Raw genomic sequence first — 22,137 nt, 5'->3', positions numbered from 1 at the left:
AGTAACTGGCAGCTTGCTGCGTGCGGATGACGTGCGCGCAAGGTTGGCTGCCGCGACCTCGGACGTCTCGCATGACCGCCTATATCCGTTGGGTTTCAGCTCTCTCGCGTGGGGCCGCCGTCATCTCGCTTCTGCTTCTGGCAGCGGCCATTCTGGTTGTGACCCAGATGGTGGTGATCCGGTATTTCCTGAACGCCTCGACCGTCTGGCAGACGGAATTCGTCATTTATGCCCTGGTCGCCATGACCTTTCTCGCAAGCCCTTATGTCCTCATGGAAAAAGGGCATGTGAATGTCGACCTGCTGCAAATGGCGCTGAAGCGGCCCTGGAAGGAATTCATGCAGTCACTTGCCGGCCTGATCGGCCTGGCGTTCGCGGCCATGCTTGCCTGGTCCGGATGGACCTATTTCGAGGAAGCCTGGAGCTATGACTGGACGACGGATACGGTCTGGGCGCTGCCGCTTTGGATCCCGCTCCTGCCGTTGCCGGTGGGCATCGGACTGATGACGCTGCAATACATCGCCGAACTGGCCAAGATCTGGGGAGCGCACGAATGAGCCCGCTTGTTTCCGGCCTGCTGGTGCTGATTGCGCTCCTGGCGCTGCTCGGTATCGGAACACCGATCGCCTTCGCTCTGGGGTTTGTCTCGGTCATGGCGCTCCTGATCGTCGACGGCCCCGGCAGCCTGTCCATTCTGGGCGAGACCTTTTTCGGCGGACTGGCGTCCTTCGGTCTCGTCTCGATCCCCATGTTCATCCTGATGGGGGCGGCGGTCGCGTCCTCGCCCGCGGGCAAGGATCTTTACGAGGCGCTTGACCGCTGGCTGAACCGGGTCCCGGGTGGGCTGGTCCTGTCGAACCTCGGCGCCTGTTCGATCTTCGCCGCCCTTTCCGGATCGTCCCCGGCGACCTGCGCGGCCATCGGCAAGATGGGCATTCCGGAAATGACCAAGCGCGGCTATCCGAACGGGATCGCCGCCGGGTCCATTGCCGCGGGCGGGACGCTCGGCATCCTGATTCCGCCGTCGATCACCATGATCGTCTATGGCATCGCCACGGAAAGCTCGATCGGCCGCCTGTTCATTGCGGGCCTCCTGCCGGGGTTCATGCTGACCGCACTTTTCATGGCGTGGACGGTATACGACTGCAAACGCCGGGGCGTTGGGCTATCCGACCTGACGGAAAGCTTCACCATGAAGGAACGCTTCGCGGCATTGCCGCGGGTGCTGCCGTTCCTGACCATCATCGTGGCCATTCTCTACGTGCTTTATGGCGGGGTGGCCACGCCGTCGGAGGCGGCCGGCGTCGGCGCGCTCTTCTGTATCGTGCTCGTGGTGGTGATCTACAGGATGTGGGATTTTTCCAAGGTGACGCGCATGTTCCGCGACACCTTGAAGGAAAGCGTGATGATCATGATGATCATCGGCGCGTCGGAACTGTTTTCCTACACCTTGTCGTCCATGTTCGTCACCCAGTCGATCGCCAGCTGGATTGCGGATCTCGACGTCAATCGCTGGGTCCTGATGGCGATCATCAACCTGTTTCTGCTGGTCGCGGGCTTCTTTCTGCCGCCGGTCGCCGTCATCCTGATGACCGCGCCGATCCTGCTGCCGATCATCCTCCAGGCAGGTTTCGATCCCTACTGGTTCGCGGTAATTCTCACGATCAACATGGAAATAGGTTTGATTACACCTCCGGTGGGTTTGAACCTATATGTGATTAACGGGATCGCTCCGAACATCACGCTGGCCGAAATCCTGCGTGGGTCGATCCCTTACGTGCTGTGTATGGTGGTCGGGATCGTGATCCTCTGTCTCTTCCCGGGGATCGCCACATGGCTGCCGGAACTCATGCTGGGCAGGGCCTTATGAACACAAGTTTCTTCGGAGAATTGCTGTCTTCCATAACCGAACAGGGACGCGCGCTGCTCGATTCCCGGCGGAACCGGAATTCCGGTATCCCCGTGGTCGAATTGTGCGAACAGCTGTTGTCAGGGCGCGGCGAAGCCTCCGGAGTTGCCATCGCCCAGGATGTCCTGTCGACCTACGCCGGACTTGGCAGGGAAGACAAACAGGCGTTTTTCCTTGCTCTGCTGGAGCGCTTCGGCCCCGATCTTGACCTTGTCCAGCAGGCGGCCGCGAAGCTTCAGGAGGCGCCGGACGATCCTGCGGTGCTGAGGCAGCTGCACGCGGTTTCCGAGCCGCGCCGGCAGGAGTTGATCCGTCGTCTGAACCTGTCACCGGGCGGAACCCGCGCCCTTGTCGATATGCGTGCCGAACTCCTGAACTACCTGGCGGACCACCCGGAATTACGGGAGGTGGACCGGGATTTCGAGCACCTGTTTTCGTCCTGGTTCAACCGGGGCTTCCTGGTGATGCGCCGGATCGACTGGTCGACCCCGGCCTCGATCCTGGAAAAGATCATCGAGTACGAAGCCGTGCACGAGATCTCTGGCTGGGACGATCTGCGTCGGCGCATCGGTCTGGAGGACCGAAGGCTCTACGCCTTCTTCCATCCCGCGCTGGTCGATGATCTTCTGATCTTTGTTGAAGTCGCGCTCACCCGGGAAATCCCGGGCGCGATCGCCCCGATCCTGGCCGAGGAGCGGGCGGAGATCGGAGCGGAAGAGGCGAATACCGCCGTCTTCTATTCCATTTCCAACTGCCAGAAGGGCCTGCGCGGCATTTCCTTCGGCAACTTCCTGATCAAGCAGGTCGTCGAGGAACTGCGCCGGGAGCTTCCCGGCCTGAAGTCCTTCGTCACCCTGTCGCCGGTGCCGGGCTTTGCCCGCTGGCTCGCCCGGGATCTGAAGGACGAGGCGGGACGTGCCCGGTCGGCCCTTGGGGACGACCTGTACGAGGAATTACAGACGGGCGACTGGTATCTCAACCAGGAGACCTGCAAACGCCTGGAGCCGGCCCTGACGGGCCTTTGCGCGCATTATCTGACCCGCGAAAAGGACCGGAAGGGCAGGCCGCTCGATCCGGTCGCCCGGTTCCATATCGGTAACGGCGCGCGCCTGGAAAAGGTCAACTGGCTCGGAGACGTTTCCCCCAACGGTCTCGCCCAGGCACACGGCTTCATGGTGAATTACCTCTATGATCTGAGATATATAGAGCGGAATCACGAATCCTACGCCGAAACCGGGGCGGTCGCCTCCAGTTCCCAGGTCCAGAAACTGATCAAAGCCGTTCCCCAAAACAAATCCTTGACGCCGGTGAGTTAAGCCCATGAACCATCTCTTTTCCGAAATCCGCGCCAACATGCCGGACACCGGCAAGGTTTTTCTGGAAACCCATGACGGGCGTCAGATCACCTACGGAGATGTGCTGACCCTGTCGGCGCGTTATGCCAATGCGTTGACCGATATCGGTGTCGCGCCAGGCGACCGGGTCGCGGTGCAGGTGGAAAAGACGGCGGAAGCCTTGATGCTTTACCTGGCGACGGTCCGCGCGGGCGGTGTCTTCCTGCCGCTGAACACCGCCTATACGCCGGCCGAGATCGATTATTTCGTCACCGACGCGGAACCGGCCGTTCTCGTCTGCGATCCGGCGAAGGCCGAAGCGCTCGCGGCGACGGCGAAGAAGGTCGGCGCCAGCCTGCAGACGCTCGATGCGAACGGCGAGGGGACCTTGCGCACGCTCGCGGACGGCGCCGCCGAACAATTCGAGGATGTGGCGCGTGAGGACAGCGATCTCGCCGCGATCCTTTACACCTCCGGCACCACGGGCCGTTCAAAGGGCGCCATGCTGTCCCATGAGAACCTGGCGTCCAACGCGCGCACGCTGGTGAACTACTGGCAGTTTACCGGCGACGATGTCCTGCTGCATGCTTTGCCGATCTTCCATACCCACGGCCTGTTTGTCGCCACCAACACCCTGCTTCTGGCCGGGGGCTCCATGCTGTTCCTGCCGAAGTTCGATCTGGACACGGTCCTGAAGCTTTTGCCCAAGGCGACTTCGATGATGGGCGTGCCGACGTTCTACATCCGCCTTCTGGGATCGCAGGCGTTCACGAAAGAACTGGTGTCCCACATGCGGCTCTTCATTTCCGGGTCCGCGCCGCTTTCGGCCGAAGTGCACAAGGAGTTCAGCGAGCGCACGGGTCTTGCGATCCTGGAGCGCTACGGCATGACCGAAACCAATATGAACACCTCCAATCCTTACGACGGCGAGCGCCGGGCCGGGACCGTCGGCTTCCCGCTGCCGGGCGTGGGGTTGCGGATCTCCGACCCGACGACGGGCAGGGAACTGCCCCAGGGCGAGGTCGGTGTGATCGAGGTCAAGGGACCGAACGTGTTCCAGGGCTACTGGCGCATGCCGGAAAAGACTGCGGAAGAATTCCGCACCGACGGCTTTTTCGTCACCGGCGACATGGGCCGGATCGATGAGCGCGGCTATGTCTCCATCGTCGGCCGGTCCAAGGATCTGATCATTTCCGGAGGTTTCAACGTCTATCCGGCCGAGGTCGAGGCGCTGCTCGACGAAATCCCGGGCGTCGCCGAAAGCGCCGTCATCGGCGTGCCCCATCCGGATTTCGGCGAGGGCGTGGTCGCGGTCGTCGCCGCCCGTCCGGGCGCCAATCTCGATGCCACTGGTATCACCGCCGCCCTGTCCGACAAGCTCGCCCGCTTCAAGCAGCCCAAGGAAGTCCACATCGTGGAGGCGCTTCCGCGCAACACCATGGGCAAGATCCAGAAAAACGTTTTGCGGGACACCTATAAAGGCGATTTCGGATAGGCGATTTCTGCCGTCGCCACCCGCACCTTAACCTGCCGCTACGCCTCATTCCGAAGGTCCGGATGAATGCTTAGAACTCTGGATCCGGGCTGATAATTACCTATGTCCGGACAGGTCGTTCTCTGTCGCCAGTCTCTGTCTGAAAACGGAGGCTTTGACGGAATGCCCGAAAATGGCCGTTTTTTGGTGTTCTTCGGTCAAACATGGTGATTTCGTAATCTTCGATTGCGATCGTTTTCGTAAACGTCTTGGTTACCAAGTTTCTTCATAGTCGGAGATTGCTGGGGACCTCGACAGGCAGGGGCAGGGTTGCTGCCTTTAAGTGTCGATTTGTCGAACACGCGGTTCGTAATCCGCGGGTAAAGCAACGTTTGGGCGCATATGTATCGTAGTAAACAGCCTTCCGAACCTCAGGGTCAGGCAGCGACGAAGTCTGGTGTCCGCGCAACACGCGTGGCATTTTTCGGCGGGGCCATCGCTCTTTCCGCTCTGGTTCTATCCGTAACCCTTTCGCAATCTTCCGTTGGGCCGATTGAAGAGACCCTGTCGCGGATCTTTTCGGACCCGGAAACCCAGGCCTTTGTTCCTCCTTTGCCGGAGAACAAGCCAGACAACATCATTACCGGCAGCATTCCGCCGGCGCATGCCAGCGCTGTGGCGGGAACCGTTGATCGCCTGACGACGACCGGGCAGGAGCTGACTTCCGAGCCGTCTCGCCCGCGTGCCTATTCGTCCGAAGAAACGCTCGCGCTGGTTCTGGCCAAGCGGCAGCAGGAAAAGGACGAGGCGGCGGCGAAGGTAGTTCTTGTGGCCGAACTGGCCAAGGGCCTGCTGCGGCGCAGGCTGATTGCCGCTCGGGAAACCGGCAACGAGGCCGGTTCCGGAGTTGAGGAAACCATCACGGTCGCGGCGCTGGAACCCGACACGAATGAGACGGAAACCGGCGAAGTGATCGCCGAAACCGAAGTCGCGGTTGCGGAAACGCTGTCCGAAGCGCCTCCGGTGCCCTCCAAGCGACCGGAAGTGCCCGAGTGGGCGCGGTCCAAGGCTGCCGAGAAGGCCAAGGAACGTAAAAGCTATCCCCAACTTGCCTATGCGGCGCCGGAAGACCCCACGACCACCGACGACAGCGGCCGGGGCGGTCTCTTCAGCGGCCTGTCCAAGGTGTTCAGCGGTGGCAGCGCCAAGGGCGGGCTTCCCGGGCATGGCAGCGGTATCGCGGTCTATGACATCAAGTCCGCCACGGTCTACATGCCTGACGGCCAGAAGCTCGAAGCCCATTCGGGTCTGGGACATATGAAGGACAATCCCGATTACGTTCATCGGAAAAACCGGGGTCCGACGCCGCCGAATGTCTACAATCTCGTCATGCGGGAACGCCGCTACCACGGGGTCGAGGCCGTGCGCATGCTGCCGACCGATCGGGCGGCAATGAAAGGCCGTGACGGCATGCTTGCCCACACGTCGCTGGTTCGCGGCACCAACGGATCCCATGGCTGCGTTGCCTTCAAGAACTATTCCCGCTTCCTGAAAGCCTTCAAGGAAGGCAAGGTGAAGAAGATGATCGTCGTGCCGGACCTGAGCGAACTGCCGGTCTATATGGCGTCGCTGTAATCGCTCCGGCTGGCGGACAAGTGCCGCCAGCCTGTCGGATGGGTTTTCGAGACACGGGGGACAAAGCAAGTCTCCCGTTGTCCAGACCGCTTCAGGCCGGGAGACGCCGGTCATATTCCTCTTTCAGTCGCAGCCAACCCTCCCAGAACGGATCCGGTTTCCGGCCGCGGGCCTTGGCGACCAGAATATCGAGATGCATGTGCCAGCCGGCGCCGACCATGAGCATGTTGGCGCGGTCGGAAATACGCCGGTGGATCACCGTCAGCAGCACCTCGTCGCCCTCAGGTTCCAGCTCAAAGGTAACTTCGCCGCTGTCTCCCCAGGCGAAGGACAACTTGTAGGGCGCGTGCAACTCCGTGATCCGGCTTTCCATGCTGTGTTCCTCGGAAAAGCCTTCGGGTCGGTTGCCTGGAGGTTCGCTCAGCTCATCGTTGCGCCAGGTGAAGGTGAACGGTGCGCCGACCTTCAACTCCATCTCGCCGGATGCAAGCCATTGGCGGCGTTGATCGCTTTCGGTGAGATAGGCCCAGATGCGCTCGACAGGGCCGGGTAAGCGGCGCTGGATCTTCAAGGTGGCTGGTTCGGTCAGGACGCCATAGGCATCGACGGTGTCTACATCGGTCATTTGTCCTCTCCTTTGTTTGGGTCCCCACTGTTCGGGGTCTTTTCCGGCTCCCCTTGCCGGAGAATGTGTTCGAGCGCATCCAGACGGCCGGTCCAGAACTGCCGGTAGAAGCCGAGCCATTCGTCGGCGCTGGCAAGCGGTCCGGGGTCGAGGCGGCAGTAGTGGGTGCGGCCGCGCACCTCGCGGCGGATCAGCCCCGCGTTCTCCAGGGCCTTGATGTGTTTGGAGGCGGCCGCCAGCGAAATGTCGAAAGGTTCGGCAAGCTGGCTCACGGTTCTTTCGCCGTGGGTCAGGTCACGCAGCATCTGCCGCCGTGTGGCGTCGCCGAGAGCGTGAAAGACAGTGTCGAGCTGGGATGTATTTAATTCAACCATGTGGTTGAATATATCGGCATGCCGATCAATAGTCAACCAAGTGGTTGAATGAGGCGCTGCCGATCCGATTGGAACCTGGTGGCCTTACACCCGCTCAAGCTTCGGCAGAAACACCGTCAGAATGCCGAAAAAGGGCAGGAAGGCGCACAGGTGATAGACATAGTCGATCCCCTTCACGTCGGCGACTTCGCCGAGGACCGCAGCGCCGAGCCCTGCAATCCCGAAGGCAAAGCCGAAGAACAGGCCCGCGATCAGCCCGACCTTGCCCGGCACCAGTTCCTGGGCGAAGACGATGATCGCCGAGAAGGCCGAGGCCAGCACCACGCCGATGATCACGCTCAGCACTCCCGTCCAGAACAGGTTGGCATAGGGCAGCATCAGGGTGAACGGCAGCACGCCGAGGATGGAAATCCAGATCACCACCTTGCGGCCGATCCGGTCGCCGACCGGGCCTCCTATGACGGTGCCGGCCGCGACAGCTCCCAGAAACAGGAACAAGAGCAACTGGGACTCGCGGATGCTGACGTCGAATTTATGCATCAGGTAGAACGTGTAGTAGTTCGTCAGGCTGGTCATGTAGATGTATTTGGAAAAGACCAACATTCCGAGAATGGCAATTGCCAGGATGATCCGTGACCGGGGCAGATCCGGGCGGGCATGGGCGATCGCATGTCTCGCTGTGGACCTTCTCTTTCCCGCGTACCAGCTGCCGACCTGCCACAGCACGAGCATGGCCAAAAGGGCTGCGGCTGAGAACCAGGCAACGCTTTTCTGGCCGTGGGGCAGGACGATGAAGGCGGCGAGCAATGGCCCGAGTGCCGTACCGAAATTGCCGCCGACCTGGAACAGCGACTGGGCAAGACCATGCCGCCCGCCCGAGGCCATGCGGGCAATGCGCGAGGATTCGGGGTGAAACACAGCCGAGCCCAGGCCGATCAGCGCACAGGCGATCAGCATCAGTTCAAACCGATGGGCATTGGCAAGTAGGATCAGCCCGGCAAAGGTCGAACCCATGCCCACGGTCAGGGAATAGGGTTGCGGGCGCTTGTCGGTATAGATCCCGATCAGCGGCTGCAGCAGGGATGCGGTGACCTGGAACGTGAGTGTCATCAGGCCGATCTGTCCGAAATCGAGCGCATAGCCGTCCTTCAGGATCGGATAAATCCCGGCCAGCAGCGATTGCATCATGTCGTTCAGCATGTGGCAGAAGCTGAGCGCGGCGATGATCGCAAAAGCCGTCGTTGGGGCTGATGGTTGGTCGGCGGTCGTTGTGGCGGTTGTCACGAAAATCTCCATCGAGCGCCCGCTGACACGAGGCCGGACAGGCAGATTAGCAGGTGTGGATGGACACCTCCATCGCCTTGCCGCCAGCGAGTGCAGCTTGGAAACGGGAGACTTCCTTTGCTACCATTGCCGTCTGTCGCACGCATCAATCGGGTGATGCTGGTAGTTATATTATTCCGCTCACCGTGCGAATGATGGCGGATGAAGATTTATTATAAAAATAACGAATTAATACTTATCGACACTTGCGTCGCATCTATGCAAAAATATTACGTTAATAGCTATTAATCGCGCTATCTAAAATAGATTCAATTTCGAATGTATCGATATCGATGGGAAATATTCGGGAGGCGTCGATGAAAACGCGTATTGCCGCCAGTGATAGGGTTTTGGCACATTATGTTCCCGTGATTGCATTCTGTCGGGTGGGATAGCCCCGCCCCGGGACATCCGGACGTAGAGGGATAGCGCTTACACGCCCCGCATCACCTGCCGTAGGGCCGAAGTGAAAGGGGCATTCAGAGGAGACGCATCGAAATGACGAATAGACGCAACTTCGCACCTACGATCATCGCATCCCTGATTGCCTCCCTTTGTGTCGCCAGCCCAGCGACGGCGCAAATCATCCCGTCCAAGGAATCCCTCTCCGGGCTTTATCCGGGGAAGGCCTATTCGCCCTATGCGCAGCGCAGCTTCCCGTCCCAGGTGTTCTGGGGCGACACCCATCTGCATACCCGCCTGTCGGCCGACGCCGGGCTCTTCGGCAACACGCTGGGCCTCGAGGAGGCCTATCGTTTTGCACGCGGCGAAGAGGTCACCGCGTCGACGAACCAGCCTGCGAAACTTTCGCGGCCGCTGGACTGGCTGGTGATCGCCGATCATTCGGATGCCATGGGCTTTGCGGAAGACATCGCCAGGGGCGCACCCAATATCCTCAAATACCCGGACGGAAAGTTCTGGTACGAAGGCATGCAGGCCGGCGGCCAGAAAGCCGCCGACGCGGCGGTCGATCTGATCACCAAATTCTCGCAGCAGAAACTGCCGGACGGACTGCTGGATGACTATTCGCCGGGCGCGAAAATCTACGCCTCGGTCTGGGAGCGGGTCGTTAACGCAGCGGAAAAATACAACGATCCGGGCCGGTTCACGACGATCATCGGTTATGAATGGACTTCGCTGGTCAAGGGCAACAATCTCCATCGCAATGTTCTGCTGCGCGACGGCGCCCAGAAGGCCTTGCAGGTGGAGCCGATGATCACCCAGCCTCCGATCGGGTCCACCGATCCGCTGGACCTTTATAAATGGCTGGAGCAGTACGAGGCAAAGACCGGCGGGGCAGCGCTCGCGATCGCCCATAACGGCAATCTCTCAAACGGGCTGATGTTCCCGGTCGATGTCCAGTACACCGGGCACAAGATCGACAAGTCCTACGTGGAAAAGCGCAGCAAATGGGAACCGCTCTACGAGTGGACCCAGATCAAGGGCGACGGCGAGACCCATCCGAAGCTCTCGCCCAACGACGAATTCGCCGACTACGAAACCTGGGATGTCGGCAATCTCGACCTGACCGAGAAGAAGACCGATGCCATGCTGCCGTATGAATATGCGCGCGAGGCGCTGAAGAACGGCCTCCTGCTGGAATCCAGGCTCGGCACCAATCCCTACAAGTTCGGCTCCATTGGCTCGACGGATTCCCACACCTCCCTCAGCACCGCCGAGGAAGACAACTACTTCGGCAAGGCCACCAGCGCGGAACCGTCGCCGAAACGCATGGCCCATCCGTTCGTCAAGACCGAACTGGGCGAGTATCGGGGCGACCAGCTCGTCGCGTCGGGCTGGACCGGCGTCTGGGCGACGGAGAACACCCGCGAGGCGATCTGGGATGCCCTGGCGCGCAAGGAAGTCTACGCGACCACCGGTCCGCGCATGGCGGTGCGTTTCTTCGGTGGCTGGGACTATACCGACCAGGACCTGAACAGCCGGCAGCCGGCGTTCCGCGGCTACGAAAAGGGAGTGCCCATGGGGGGCGATCTTCCCGGACGGGACGGTAACGGCGCACCGACCTTCATGGTCTACGCCCTGCGCGACCCGATCGGCGCCAATCTCGACCGCATCCAGATCGTCAAGGGCTGGCTGGATGCTGAGGGCAAAACCCACGAAAAGGTCTACGATGTCACATGGTCCGGCGACCGCACGCCCGGCGCGAACGGTAAGTTGCCGTCGGTCGGCAATACGGTCGACATCAAGAACGCCAACTGGACAAACACCATCGGCGCCTCGGAACTGGGGACGGTCTGGACCGACCCGGAGTTCGATCCCGGCCAGAGTGCATTCTACTACGCGCGCGTCATAGAAATCCCGACACCGCGCTGGGTTGTCTACGATGCCTTCCGCTATGGCATCGAGATCCCCAAGCAAGCGCAAACGATCCACCAGGAACGCGCCTATACCTCGCCGATCTGGTACGCGCCCAAAGGGTGAGGCAAATGGTCAGACTGATCCCGCAGGCAACTGAAAACTGGTGAGCCTCTCTCGAAAGATTTGGCATGTCTTTAGGGGTGATCGAAACATGCCTTCCGAAGGGAACACGCTCCGCCGGTTGCTCTTTGATGACCTTTCTTCACGACATCGTTTAAGGTGAGGATCTTGGGCCTTTTCCGCGAACCTCACTCGACAGTTCACAGTGTGCCGTTGCCCGGAGTTCGATGAAGTCCTCATGTCCATCCGAACCATCCTGAAGTCGCCGCTTCTGCATTTCTTTGCGCTCGCAGGTCTTATCTTCGCGCTCTACGCGGTGCTCGATGACACTGTGCCGGCTCCCCCGCCTGACGCGATCACGCTGAACCCGGAAGAGGCCGGACGGCTCATCACCCGGTTCACGAAGACTTGGAGCCGCCCGCCGTCAAAGGAGGAGGTGAACGGATTGATCCGCTCCTGGGCTCTGGAAGAGGCCTACGTACGCGATGCGCTGGCGCTCGGTCTGGACCGGGACGACCCGGTGATCCGGCAGCGGCTGATGCTGAAGATGCAGTTTCTGGCGGAATCCGGTGCTGCGGGCGAACAGCCCGGCGATGCCACCCTTCAGGCCTATCTTGACGAAAATCCCGAACCGTTCCGCCAGCCCGCGCGTCTGGCCTTCTCCCAGGTGCTTCTGCCGCCGGACCGGGCGGAGGAAACGACGGAGATACGCGCCCAGTTGGAGAACGGAGCCGACCCGGCGACGCTCGGAAAGGCGAGCCTGTTGCCGGTCGCTGTTCCAATGATGCCGGTTCCGGCCATTGACCGGACTTTCGGTGCCGGTTTCGGCGAGAGCCTCGCTGAACTTCCCGAAGGCCAGTGGGGCGGACCGGTTAAGAGCAGTTACGGCCTGCATCTGGTGCAGGTGAGCGGGCGGACCGAGGCCAGTCTGCCGCCGCTTTCGGAGATCCGCGACCGGGTCGAAGCCGAGTGGCGCTCGGGCAGGGCGCGGGACATGCGCGCGGCATTCGAGGACGCGCTGCTCGCACGCTATACCGTTACCTTGCCCACCGCGGAGGAGGTTCTGGCGCAATGAGGCGGATCCTTCTGGCGTTGGCGATGATCTGCGTAGCCTTTCTGCCGTCGGCCTCCTTCGGCCATGCACTTGATCCCGGCTACCTGGACCTGACATCACTCGGGTCGGATCGCTGGCGCGTGACCTGGCGTGTGCCCGACGTCGGAGGTCGGCCCATGCCGCTCGCAGTTCGGCTGCCGCAGACCTGTTCGCAGGAGACGTCCCCGCCGCCGCACTTCGATGGCCGGGGCTGGACCACGGGCTGGATTGCAGACTGTCCGGACGGCCTTGCCGGCGGCGAGATCCGGATAGAAGGCCTTGAGCAGACCAATACGGACACGCTGGTGCGCTTCGAACTTCAACCGGGGAGGACACAGGTCAAGCGCCTGACCGCTGCGGAGACCGCCTTCACGGTACCCGCCGACGCCAGTGTGATGGAGATCCTCGGCAGTTACATCGGTCTCGGCGTCACGCATATCCTGGAGGGTGTCGATCACCTGCTCTTCGTGTTCGCCCTGTTATTGCTCGTGCCCGACCGGCGGCGCCTGATTTGGACGGTCACGGCCTTTACACTGGCCCATAGCATCACGCTGGCGGCTGCCACGACCGGCCTGCTGAAAATTCCCTCGCCACCCGTCGAGGCCGTCATCGCGCTTTCCATCGTTTTCCTAGCCTATGAACTGACCCTGCCGCCCGAACGCCGGGATTCGCTGACCCTGCGTTTTCCCTGGCTCGTGTCCTTCGGTTTCGGCCTGGTCCACGGGCTGGGCTTTGCCGGAGCGCTGCGGGAGATCGGCCTGCCCGACGGCGATATTCCCCTGGCCATGTTCTCCTTCAATGTCGGGGTGGAACTCGGCCAGCTCCTGTTCATCGCGGCCGTGCTGATAATCGGCGGAGCCGTGAAGCTGCTTTACCCGCGGATCAAACTGCACACGGTCCTGATGTCGCGCGTCGCGAGCTACGGCATCGGCAGCGTGGCGGCGTTCTGGGTCATCGAGCGCATAGCCGCGTTTTGATCGTAATGCGGGGCGCGTGCTGCGAGGAGACTTTAATGGCTCCTCGCATGCCGCGTATGCGGGCTCAGCAGCCTGTTCCAGTGCTGTTTTTCAGTCCAGGACCAGCCTTGTCTTCAATGAACAAGACCAGGTCAGCGTTCTTGACCCAGGTCATTTCAGTTTTTCGAAAGCTTTAATACCCTCCAGGCATTGCGCAGTGAGGAGGGGGCATGCATTACCGGATTTTCGTGAGCGTATTGGTCCTTTTGGCCGGTCTGGTAGCGGTCTCGGCCCAAGCAATCGATCCGGGCGAGATCGGGGGGCGCTGTCTGTCCGAAGACCGGTGTCTCACGGGGATATGCAACGACCGGGGAATGTGCGTTGCCTGTGGACAGATCGGCCAACCGGCTTGTCTCGACGCGGACCGGCGACCCGTCTGCACATCGCCTTCGGCCAGCCCGGCACCGGCTGGTCGCGGTGGCTCCGTCTGTGTCAGCGACAGCGGTAGCGACTGCGGTCACATCGGTGAGCCGGCTTGCGCCTACGAGAACGGGCCGTTTTGTTACTATGGCGTTGCCAGTTCCCTGCGCGGCGGTGGCAGCGTTTGTCTCGACTGCGGCGATTACGGCCAGCCCTGTTGCCCGGGAACGGACAAGCCTTGCGATTATGGCACTTGCCAGAACGGAACCTGCCTTCCGAAGGCCGTGTCACTGAAATCGCAGATCCTGAAGGCGATTGCCGACTGCCGAGGCAAGGACGCGCGCGCCCTGATCGCCCAGTTGCCACAAGGCAGCGCGGTGCAAAAGGAAATGCAGGCGGCCTATGACAGGGCCGATCGGCGCGAGGACGAGGTTCGCGCCCTGTTCGAACAGGCGCGTAGCCTGTCGCGCGAAGCGCGGGTCGCCTTCAATCGGGGCAATGTCACCGGCGCCCAGCCGAAGCTTCGTCAGGCACGGCAACTGCTGGAGCAGGCCAGAGCGAAGACGGCCTGTCCGAAGACGGCCTCCGCGCTGGACAAGGGTATCGCGCTGGTGAAGTCCAATCTGGACAAGACACGGGCGGGCGATGCCGTGCGGAAGGTGGTCGACGCCATCAAGGCCTGTGATTTTACTGCTGCCAGGGAGGCGCTGGCCAAGGTCAGCAAACAGGACCCGGACTATGCGGACATCCGCAAACGCTATGAGGACGCCCGGTCCTGGGAGGAGCGCCTGCGCAAGAGCTACGATGAGGGCTACGACCTCTACAAACGCGGCAACCAGCTCTTGAAGGCTAACCGGGATCAGGAGGCACTTCGGACGTTCAAACGGGCGCATGAGCTGTTTACGAGGGTGCGCAAGGAAACCAACTGCCAACGGGCACGCGACGTTGCGACTGCCGCTCTGCATGAGGTCAGCACGCGGATAGAGAGGGCGGAGGCATTTCTGAAGGCGGCAAAAAAGAAAGGCGCAAGCCCGCCGAAAACCAGCAGCAATATGCCGGGCCGTTACCAACCGGCAGGCGGCGCGCATCCCTGCCTGGATCCGTCCGTAAAGCCAACGCATACGGCGGCGGGCTATTCCCCCTTGGGTGGCGGCCAGACCACCATCTACATCAAGGGAAAGTACATCTGCGACTATCAAGGCAGTTTCAGCATTCTGACCGGATCCGAATTGGTCAACTACCATTGCAAACGTGAAGGCAACCGCTTTGTCGAGTGCAAGGAAACCGACCGGGACACGCTGACCAATAGAATCCAGCGTAAAGGGTTCACGACCTACGAGTTCGATAAAAGGAAGTTCTGGCTGGACGTTTATCCGGTGAAGAAGTGACAGCAGGCAGGGAAAGATTGGGCATGAAACGGAAACGCGCGGGAATTCTGGTCTTTGCAGCATTCAGCCTGCCGGTCATGTTGGGGACGGGCTGTGCCTTTGCGGCGGAGGTCTGCGCAACGCTTGGCACGACCCAATTCGTCGACGGTATGCGCTACTGCGTCACTTCTGTTTTGCGCGGGCAAGGCCGGAACAGCTATACGCCGGACAATCTTTTCGACGGCGATCCCGCGACGGCCTGGTGCGAAGGCGTTCGCGGCGACGGTACGGGCGAGAGCGTGACCGTTACCATTCAGGGCGGCGCCCCGTTCCGCCGGGTGATCGTTCGCAACGGATACGGAAAATCGCAGGCGGCCTACCTCGACAATTCCCGTCCGCGTACGGTTGAAATCGCCACCGATACCGGGGTGCGGTTCCAGGAGGTTCTGCCCGACAGCCCGTCCGACCACTATTTGATGTTGCCCGGACCGGCGGTCTACGGGCAGGTCCGCATGACGATCCTGGATGTCTATCCTGGCCGGAAATATGCCGACACCTGTATCGGCGACATCCTTCCCGACTTCGAGTACGAGGAACTCCTGCTGCAGCGAGAGCAGTTCGCTCAGCCGGAAACACCGGCACCCGTCGCGCAGCCGGACGCAGGCAACGGCGACCTGGAAGAACTTCCGGAGCTTCCGTCCCTGGACCGTTTCTAGAAAGACCGAAGCCGGATTTCGAAAGCCTGGGAGGTTGCGGCGTGTATTCGCCCTTCCTTCGCTGTGCCGCCCGTCACAGGTCTCCGGCGGTGATTTCTTCTATTCCGTTCTGGTGCGCTTCCCTTTTCAGGACGCGGCACAGTCAAACAGACGGAAAGAGAGAAACTTATGAAACCTGTCTTCTTGAAAATGCGGATGGTCTTAGCCGCAGCGATCACGGCGCTGCCGTTGATCGGAATGGCCGGTGTGTCGTCGGCAAACGCGACAACGGTCGCCGAAACGGTCACGGCCCTGAACATGAGGGCGGGCCCGGCCACGTCCTATCCCATCGTCACGACACTGCCGGCCTATGCGGGTGTCACGCTTCACGGCTGCAACGAGGGCACGACCTGGTGCGATGTCAGCTGGGGTGCGGATCGTGGCTGGGTCTCGGCCAGCTACATCACCATTGCCTATAACGGCGGGTACACGGTGGTGCGCCCCTGGGTTGCGCCGGCCGCCGGGATCGTGGTTGTCGCCTACGGTCCGGCCTACTGGCACACCCATTATGCCGGCCAGCCCTGGTACAAGCAGTGGAATACCTTTCATGCCGGACACAGCGGTCCGAAGGGCGCCTATGGTGTTGCGGGCGGGAAGGGTCCCAACGGCGGTGCCTTCGGAGCGGCCGGTGTGAAGGGCCCGAACGGCAACGGGATCGGTGTTGTCGGCGTCAAAGGCCCGAACGGGGGCAAAGGCGTTGGCGCGGTGGTGTGCGGTCCCAACAAATGCGGACATTTTGCCACCGGCAACAAGCCCGGAGCCGGAAAGCGGCCTGTCATTTCAGGCTCGAATCCTCGGCCCAAGGCGGTTTCGAACGGCGGCTTCGGCGGCGGCAAGCGGCTGAGCGGAGGCGCGTTCGGCAAATCGGGTGGCGGCTTCCGCAACCGTTGAGACGGGATTAGAACCTGAACTGCCACAGCACGGTCAGACCTGACCGATCTTCCGATACCGGCCCGCGCTCTCGCAAGCGCCGGCCGGTACGCGGAGTCTACGATTTCTTTATTTGAACCAGAGGCTCAGAACATGTCTTCCGCTACGGTGAGCCCCAGCACGGCCCAGTCCTGCATGCCGCCCCGGTAGTAGAAAATCTTCTCCACCGGATAGCCTTCACGGGCCATGGCCTTGATCGCGGTCGGGCTCTGCGGGCAGGCCGGACCATTGCAGAAGGCGATCATGTTGTCGGCATTGGAGCAGTCCCAGGACCCCTGGCCGCCGGTGCAGCCCAGTTCGTTCAGCCGCATGGCGACTTCCGTGTAAGGGATGTGAATGCTGCCGGGAATGGTGGACTTGGTACGCCATTCCAGCGTGCGCATATCGACCACCTTGGCGCTTTTCGTCTTCAGCGCGTCGAGCACCTCCAGCTCGCCGACCGGTGTGACGCCGGGAACCGGGACCATCGGCTGCAGGACACCGCCGATCAGGGCGGCTTCCGTCTTCTGGCGGGTGATGTCGACCGCACCGTCATCGGTCTCGATGGTGACGACCGTCTCGTCGCCGGTGATTTTCAGGTCGCCGTCGGCCGCAGCCGCCGGTACTGCAAAGGTCAGGCCCAGAGCCAGTAGTCCGATTAGTCCAGTACGCATGAAATCCTCCCTTTGCGCCCGGAGTTGATATTGCTCCGGGTCGCGTTTATCGAATTCAAAAATTCATATCATTGAATATGATATAGGCGGGCAAGTTCGGCAAGATACGGATGTCATGCAAGAGGGGGATAGCTCACGCGAGATGACCCGTCTTCCGATAGACCCGGGCGTCGGTCTTGCTGGTAATCGTCTGCGTGGAACCGGCCGGCAGCCGCAGCCAGCAGCCTTCCCCATAGGTGCCGTTTTCGTCGGTAAAACTGCCCGAAAGGACGAAATACTCCGCGCCGCCGGGCAGGGAAACGGTCTCGAAGGCAGCCCCTTTCTCCCAGTCGAGCATCACGACCTCCTCATGGGTGTTGGAAAAAAGCGGCAGAAGCCGTTCGCCCCTACGACCTGGCTGCCAGGCGGTTTCGTCATGGGTGTCGATGCGAACAAAGGCACCGTCCTCCGGATCCATCTGGCGCAGCTTGACCAGGATCGTGGCGCCCGGCGCACTGGAAGGCACGTGGCGGGAGCCGGGAGGATTGCGCACATACATGCCCTCGGCGAAATCGCCGGTCTCGTCGGAAAAGACCCCGTCGAGTACCAGGAATTCCTCTCCGAGCGCATGGGTATGGGCGGAAAAGGCCGAGCCCGGCGCATAGCGCACCAGCGAGGTGGCCCGGGCGACCTCTGCGCCGTCGCGCTCCAGCATGCGGCGCTCGACGCCGGCCATGGGGGAGGGGACCCAATCCAGTGAATTGCTGTCCACCGTTGCGCGCTTGGTCAGATCTGCATGGATCTGCATATCTTTCTCCCTTCCTGTTATAGATCAGAAATAGGGCCTACGGATTTCGGGGAAAAGTCCGGATGGGTCACGAAGCTGTTGACTTGTTGGCGAGGATTGGGGAAATCGGCTGCCTGACGCACCTGCGGTTTTGCACTGCGCCGGGAATCATGCAGATTTCTGACTGCATCTGAAAAAGAGTTCCGGAGTTCTTGCGATTTGAGCGCCGTCAGGCCGGAGAAGTGGCTCGACGCCAGGAAGACGTATGACAGTTAGCATCGATATCGGGGAAATGACCAACGGCCAGCAGGCCGGCATGGATCTTGAGGAATTGCTGGCAACGCGCCTGCTGGTTCAGGGCAATTCCGGCTCGGGCAAGTCGCACCTGCTGCGACGTCTGCTGGAACAGTCGGCGGAATGGGTGCAACAGGCGATCATCGATCCGGAAGGCGACTTCGTTTCGCTGGCCGACAAATACGGTCACGTGGTCGTCGATGCGGTCGGAACCGAGAAAGACCTGCAGATGATTGCCGGCCGGGTGCGGGCGCACAGGGTATCGGTCATCCTCAACCTGGAAGGGCTCGACGCCGACCGCCAGATGAAGGCGGCCGCCACCTTCCTGGACGGACTGTTCGATGCGGACCGGGACCTCTGGTACCCGATGCTGGTGGTGGTGGACGAGGCGCAGCTGTTCGCGCCCGCCGCCGCCGGTGAAGTCTCCGAGGAAGCCCGCCGCCGTTCGCTCGGTGCCATGACCAACCTCATGTGCCGCGGCCGAAAGCGCGGGCTGGCCGGCATCATCGCCACCCAGCGTCTGGCCAAGCTTGCCAAGAACGTGGCGGCGGAAGCCTCCAACTTCCTGATGGGCCGGACCTTTCTCGACATCGACATGGCGCGCGCCGCCGATCTGCTCGGCATGGAACGGCGCCAGGCTGAGACCTTCCGCAATCTCGACCGCGGCCACTTCGTCGCCCTCGGTCCGGCCCTGTCGCGCCGGCCCATTCCGGTGAAGATCGGCCCGGTGGAGACCGCCGGCCGTGGTGGTAGCCCGAAACTGATGCCGCTGCCCGAGCAGCCGGCCGAAGATGCCAAGGACCTGATCTTCACCCCGTCTCCCGGCGAGGCGGTGCCGGTGCGCGTGCGCCAGCCCGAGCCGGTCGCCACGACTTCCGACGTGCTCGATCAGCTGACGGGCGCCGAGCGGGCCAATGAAGGCGCACCGGCGGAAAATCTGCTCGACTACGGCGCGCGTGAGGAGGGGATTGCCGAGATCATCGGCCAAATCCTGTCGGAGCCGGAGGCGGCCTTCCAGCCGATCGCGACCCTTTACCAGGATTTCCAGGTCCGCTGCCGGATCGCCAAGCTGCCGGGCGGTATCCCTGACCTTCAGGTGTTCCGTGAAAAGCTCTCCGTCGCGCGCGCCGGCGTGGACAAGGGCGAGGTGGACGACAGCGCCTGGGCCCAGGCGGAACTGGTCGCCGCCGAACTTCCCGAAGACATGCGCGGGGTCTACCTGCTGCTCGCCAAGGCGGCCAACGCCAAGGCGCCGTGTCCAGGCAACATCGAGATCGCAACCGCCTACGGCACCCGCTCTCCAGGCCGGGCACGCTGGCTGCTGAGCCATATGGAAGAGCGCGGCTTCATCCTCTGTGCGACAGACCTCAGAGGCAACCGCATCGTCACCCTGACGGATCTCGGTTGGCAGACGGCGCCGGGCGACGAGGCCGCTGCCTGAGCGATCTGCTTATAATGTGGGCGTGACTGGCCTAATTCGCCAAGCGTTTCGGCCCGATCAGCAGGACGATCAGAATTGAGACTGGCCAGATCCCCGCGCAGCCAAGCGTTGCCAGGACGACGACCGGCTTGAGCTTGCGATGTCTGGCAAGTTCGGAAAGGCTTAAAAGAAAAAAGACGGATGCTCCTATCGCATAGGCCATCAAAAGCGGGACCCCGACCGCTGACGTAATCATGCTTCTACCCCGATTTATGCAGTTAATGACTGCTTTTCCGAAGGGTAAACTATCAAAAGTTGCGGGCTTCGGGAGGAAAACCGGACAATCGGGCTCCAGAAGTTTAACTGTTGGTTAACCTGTGGAGCTGGTTCACATCGCCGGCTGCATGCGGCCGGTCGGGGCAGCGGATGTGGAAACGAACAGGCCGGCCAGGCCTGGCGGCACGGGATAGTCCGGGTGGGCAAGGAGATAGCGAAGCTGGGTCATCTCCACGGCGATGCTTTCCATGGTCTTTGCCAGCACCTTGTCCAGGTAACTGCCCACAGTCGTGCGCTCGCGAATCTGTTCCGCCTTCGACAAGGTCTTCTGGAGATAGACCAGCATGGTCTCCACGTCCGTCGCGGTGACGTCGATAATGCGGACTTCTGCCGGCCCGGTTTCCTGTTTTCCGGCGTTGTGTGCCGCGTATCCGGTTGCAAAAACCTCTTCGGTGACGGGATCGGCCAGCATGAGGGTCTCCATTAATGTTCCTGTTTTGTTCTAATAACAGATAGAGGTGGAGCTGACAAGATGCGCGAGGGCTGGGGGGCTGTGCGAGGTCGTTCCGGGAACGCCTTTTGAATGTCCGCGGCAGTGAACCATCCGCATTCTCCCTTGACCCCCGAAATCAAAATGGTTACAAGTGAAACTAAATTATGTCAGCCCCTCTCGGGGCCCCTTTCAGGGAGGATATGGACATGGACCAGATCGACAGCGACATCGTCGGAAAAGGTGCTGCGCAACACGGCCAGAACGAGTTGCAGTACATGCCGGGCTTCGGCAACGACTTCGAGACCGAGGCGCTGCCCGGTGCTTTGCCCCAGGGCATGAACAGCCCGCAGAAATGCGCCTACGGCCTTTATGGCGAGCAGCTTTCCGGCACCGCCTTCACTGCGCCTTCCCATCAGAACGAGCGCACCTGGTGTTACCGCATTCGCCCGTCGGTGAAGCATTCCAGCCGCTACACCAAGATCGACCTGCCGTACTGGAAGTCGGCGCCGAATGTCGTCGACGATGTGGTATCGCTCGGCCAGTACCGCTGGGATCCGGTGCCGCACACGGATCAGAAGCTGACCTGGCTGACCGGCATGCGCACCATGACCACCGCCGGTGACGTCAACACCCAGGTCGGCATGGCAAGCCACATCTATCTCGTCACCGAATCCATGGTGGACGAATATTTCTACTCCGCCGATTCCGAACTCCTGATCGTACCCCAGGAAGGCAAGCTGCGATTTGCCACCGAACTCGGCATCATCGATCTGGAGCCCAAGGAAATCGCCATCATTCCGCGCGGTCTCGTCTACCGGGTGGAAGTGCTGGAAGGACCGGCACGCGGTTTCGTCTGCGAAAACTACGGCCAGAAGTTCGAGCTGCCCGGCCGCGGCCCGATCGGCGCGAATTGCATGGCCAACCGGCGTGACTTCAAGACGCCGGTAGCGGCTTACGAGGACCGCGAAGTCCCCTCGACCCTGACCATCAAGTGGTGCGGCCAGTTCCACACTTGCAAGATCGGCCATTCGCCGCTCGACGTGGTCGCCTGGCACGGCAACTACGCACCGGTGAAATACGATCTCAGAACCTATTGCCCGGTCGGCGCGATCCTGTTCGACCATCCGGACCCGTCGATCTTCACGGTCCTGACCGCGCCGTCCGGCGTGCCCGGCACGGCGAACATCGATTTCGTGCTCTTCCGCGAGCGCTGGATGGTGGCTGAAAACACCTTCCGCCCGCCATGGTATCACAAGAACATCATGTCGGAACTGATGGGCAACATCTACGGCCAGTACGATGCCAAGCCGAAGGGCTTTATCCCCGGGGGCATGAGCCTGCACAACATGATGCTGCCCCATGGGCCGGACAACAATGCCTTCGAGGGCGCGTCCAATGCCGATCTCAAGGCGGAAAAGCTCGACAACACCATGTCGTTCATGTTCGAAACCCGTTTCCCGCAGCACCTGACGGCGTTTGCCGGCAAGGAGGCCCCGTTGCAGGACGATTATGTCGACTGCTGGGACGGTATCGAGAAGAAGTTCGACGGCACCCCGGAAGGCACCTGGGACAAATAACAACACACACCTGCGGTTCACGAC

At 61.4% G+C, this 22,137-nt stretch carries 21 protein-coding genes; 14 read left to right on the top strand and 7 right to left on the bottom strand.

Annotated elements, in window-relative coordinates; translation table 11 throughout:
* The first annotated feature begins 71 nt into the window (after positions 1-71).
* The 5 genes from ABIN98_RS05170 (at position 72) to ABIN98_RS05150 (ending at position 6,352) form a co-directional block, all read left to right on the top strand.
* The gene (locus ABIN98_RS05170; protein WP_346908010.1) at positions 72-557 is read left to right on the top strand and encodes a TRAP transporter small permease subunit; all 486 of its coding nucleotides are present in this window, start codon (positions 72-74) and stop codon (positions 555-557) included.
* Positions 554-1,870, top strand: a complete 1,317-nt coding sequence (locus tag ABIN98_RS05165) for a TRAP transporter large permease (protein WP_346908008.1) — start codon at positions 554-556, stop codon at positions 1,868-1,870. Before ABIN98_RS05170 ends, ABIN98_RS05165 begins: the two co-directional genes overlap by 4 nt.
* Complete coding sequence (locus tag ABIN98_RS05160) at positions 1,867-3,225, top strand: malonyl-CoA decarboxylase (RefSeq protein ID WP_346908007.1); 1,359 nt, start codon at positions 1,867-1,869, stop codon at positions 3,223-3,225. Before ABIN98_RS05165 ends, ABIN98_RS05160 begins: the two co-directional genes overlap by 4 nt.
* A gap of 4 nt (positions 3,226-3,229) precedes the next feature.
* The gene (locus ABIN98_RS05155) at positions 3,230-4,738 is read left to right on the top strand and encodes a malonyl-CoA synthase (protein ID WP_346908005.1); all 1,509 of its coding nucleotides are present in this window, start codon (positions 3,230-3,232) and stop codon (positions 4,736-4,738) included.
* Between the two features lie 453 nt (positions 4,739-5,191).
* On the top strand, positions 5,192-6,352 hold the full coding sequence (locus tag ABIN98_RS05150) for a DUF2778 domain-containing protein (RefSeq protein ID WP_346908004.1): 1,161 nt from the start codon (positions 5,192-5,194) through the stop codon (positions 6,350-6,352).
* A 91-nt stretch (positions 6,353-6,443) separates the two neighbouring features.
* On the opposite strand, the gene ABIN98_RS05145 is transcribed toward ABIN98_RS05150, so the two are convergent.
* The 3 genes from ABIN98_RS05145 to ABIN98_RS05135 all read right to left on the bottom strand — a co-directional run bounded on the left by ABIN98_RS05145 (position 6,444) and on the right by ABIN98_RS05135 (position 8,635).
* Positions 6,444-6,977: an SRPBCC family protein gene (locus tag ABIN98_RS05145; RefSeq protein ID WP_346908002.1), complete on the bottom strand. Its 534-nt coding sequence runs from the start codon at positions 6,975-6,977 to the stop codon at positions 6,444-6,446.
* Complete coding sequence (locus ABIN98_RS05140; protein ID WP_346908000.1) at positions 6,974-7,351, bottom strand: metalloregulator ArsR/SmtB family transcription factor; 378 nt, start codon at positions 7,349-7,351, stop codon at positions 6,974-6,976. The genes ABIN98_RS05145 and ABIN98_RS05140 overlap by 4 nt, the downstream gene beginning before the upstream one ends.
* 84 nt (positions 7,352-7,435) lie before the next feature.
* Positions 7,436-8,635 (bottom strand): MFS transporter, encoded by a 1,200-nt coding sequence (locus tag ABIN98_RS05135; protein ID WP_346907998.1) that lies wholly within the window; start codon positions 8,633-8,635, stop codon positions 7,436-7,438.
* A gap of 59 nt (positions 8,636-8,694) precedes the next feature.
* On the opposite strand from ABIN98_RS05135, the gene ABIN98_RS05130 reads away from it, so the two are divergent.
* The 7 genes from ABIN98_RS05130 to ABIN98_RS05100 all read left to right on the top strand — a co-directional run bounded on the left by ABIN98_RS05130 (position 8,695) and on the right by ABIN98_RS05100 (position 16,595).
* Complete coding sequence (locus ABIN98_RS05130; RefSeq protein ID WP_346907997.1) at positions 8,695-8,853, top strand: hypothetical protein; 159 nt, start codon at positions 8,695-8,697, stop codon at positions 8,851-8,853.
* Positions 8,854-9,172: 319 nt separating this feature from the next.
* Entirely contained in the window at positions 9,173-11,116 is a 1,944-nt protein-coding gene (locus ABIN98_RS05125; RefSeq protein ID WP_346907995.1) for a DUF3604 domain-containing protein, read from the top strand.
* A 235-nt stretch (positions 11,117-11,351) separates the two neighbouring features.
* Positions 11,352-12,188, top strand: coding sequence for a peptidylprolyl isomerase (locus tag ABIN98_RS05120; RefSeq protein WP_346907993.1), 837 nt, complete (start codon positions 11,352-11,354; stop codon positions 12,186-12,188).
* Positions 12,185-13,183, top strand: a complete 999-nt coding sequence (locus tag ABIN98_RS05115) for a HupE/UreJ family protein (protein WP_346907991.1) — start codon at positions 12,185-12,187, stop codon at positions 13,181-13,183. Before ABIN98_RS05120 ends, ABIN98_RS05115 begins: the two co-directional genes overlap by 4 nt.
* A gap of 209 nt (positions 13,184-13,392) precedes the next feature.
* On the top strand, positions 13,393-14,970 hold the full coding sequence (locus ABIN98_RS05110; RefSeq protein WP_346907990.1) for a hypothetical protein: 1,578 nt from the start codon (positions 13,393-13,395) through the stop codon (positions 14,968-14,970).
* 23 nt (positions 14,971-14,993) lie between these two features.
* On the top strand, positions 14,994-15,665 hold the full coding sequence (locus tag ABIN98_RS05105; protein WP_346907988.1) for a discoidin domain-containing protein: 672 nt from the start codon (positions 14,994-14,996) through the stop codon (positions 15,663-15,665).
* A 195-nt stretch (positions 15,666-15,860) separates the two neighbouring features.
* Positions 15,861-16,595: an SH3 domain-containing protein gene (locus tag ABIN98_RS05100; RefSeq protein ID WP_346907986.1), complete on the top strand. Its 735-nt coding sequence runs from the start codon at positions 15,861-15,863 to the stop codon at positions 16,593-16,595.
* Between the two features lie 125 nt (positions 16,596-16,720).
* On the opposite strand, the gene ABIN98_RS05095 is transcribed toward ABIN98_RS05100, so the two are convergent.
* Together ABIN98_RS05095 and ABIN98_RS05090 are read right to left on the bottom strand one after the other, a co-directional pair.
* Positions 16,721-17,287 carry a rhodanese-like domain-containing protein gene (locus tag ABIN98_RS05095; protein ID WP_346907984.1) on the bottom strand — a complete coding sequence of 189 codons (567 nt, stop codon included), beginning with the start codon at positions 17,285-17,287 and terminating at the stop codon, positions 16,721-16,723.
* 133 nt (positions 17,288-17,420) lie between these two features.
* Entirely contained in the window at positions 17,421-18,074 is a 654-nt protein-coding gene (locus ABIN98_RS05090) for a cupin domain-containing protein (protein ID WP_346907982.1), read from the bottom strand.
* 244 nt (positions 18,075-18,318) lie between these two features.
* Here ABIN98_RS05090 and ABIN98_RS05085 point away from each other — a divergent pair, with 244 nt between their 5' ends.
* On the top strand, positions 18,319-19,788 hold the full coding sequence (locus ABIN98_RS05085; protein ID WP_346907980.1) for an ATP-binding protein: 1,470 nt from the start codon (positions 18,319-18,321) through the stop codon (positions 19,786-19,788).
* 31 nt (positions 19,789-19,819) lie between these two features.
* On the opposite strand, the gene ABIN98_RS05080 is transcribed toward ABIN98_RS05085, so the two are convergent.
* Together ABIN98_RS05080 and ABIN98_RS05075 are read right to left on the bottom strand one after the other, a co-directional pair.
* Positions 19,820-20,023 (bottom strand): hypothetical protein, encoded by a 204-nt coding sequence (locus ABIN98_RS05080; RefSeq protein WP_346907979.1) that lies wholly within the window; start codon positions 20,021-20,023, stop codon positions 19,820-19,822.
* A 132-nt stretch (positions 20,024-20,155) separates the two neighbouring features.
* Positions 20,156-20,515 carry a hypothetical protein gene (locus tag ABIN98_RS05075; RefSeq protein WP_346907977.1) on the bottom strand — a complete coding sequence of 120 codons (360 nt, stop codon included), beginning with the start codon at positions 20,513-20,515 and terminating at the stop codon, positions 20,156-20,158.
* A gap of 296 nt (positions 20,516-20,811) precedes the next feature.
* On the opposite strand from ABIN98_RS05075, the gene hmgA reads away from it, so the two are divergent.
* Entirely contained in the window at positions 20,812-22,113 is a 1,302-nt protein-coding gene (gene hmgA / locus ABIN98_RS05070) for a homogentisate 1,2-dioxygenase (protein WP_346908023.1), read from the top strand.
* The last annotated feature ends 24 nt before the right edge of the window (positions 22,114-22,137 follow it).

The sequence above is a fragment of the uncultured Roseibium sp. genome (genome assembly GCF_963675095.2).
Taxonomy (GTDB): Bacteria; Pseudomonadota; Alphaproteobacteria; order Rhizobiales; family Stappiaceae; genus Roseibium.
This window is presented reverse-complemented; position numbering and strand designations above follow the sequence as displayed.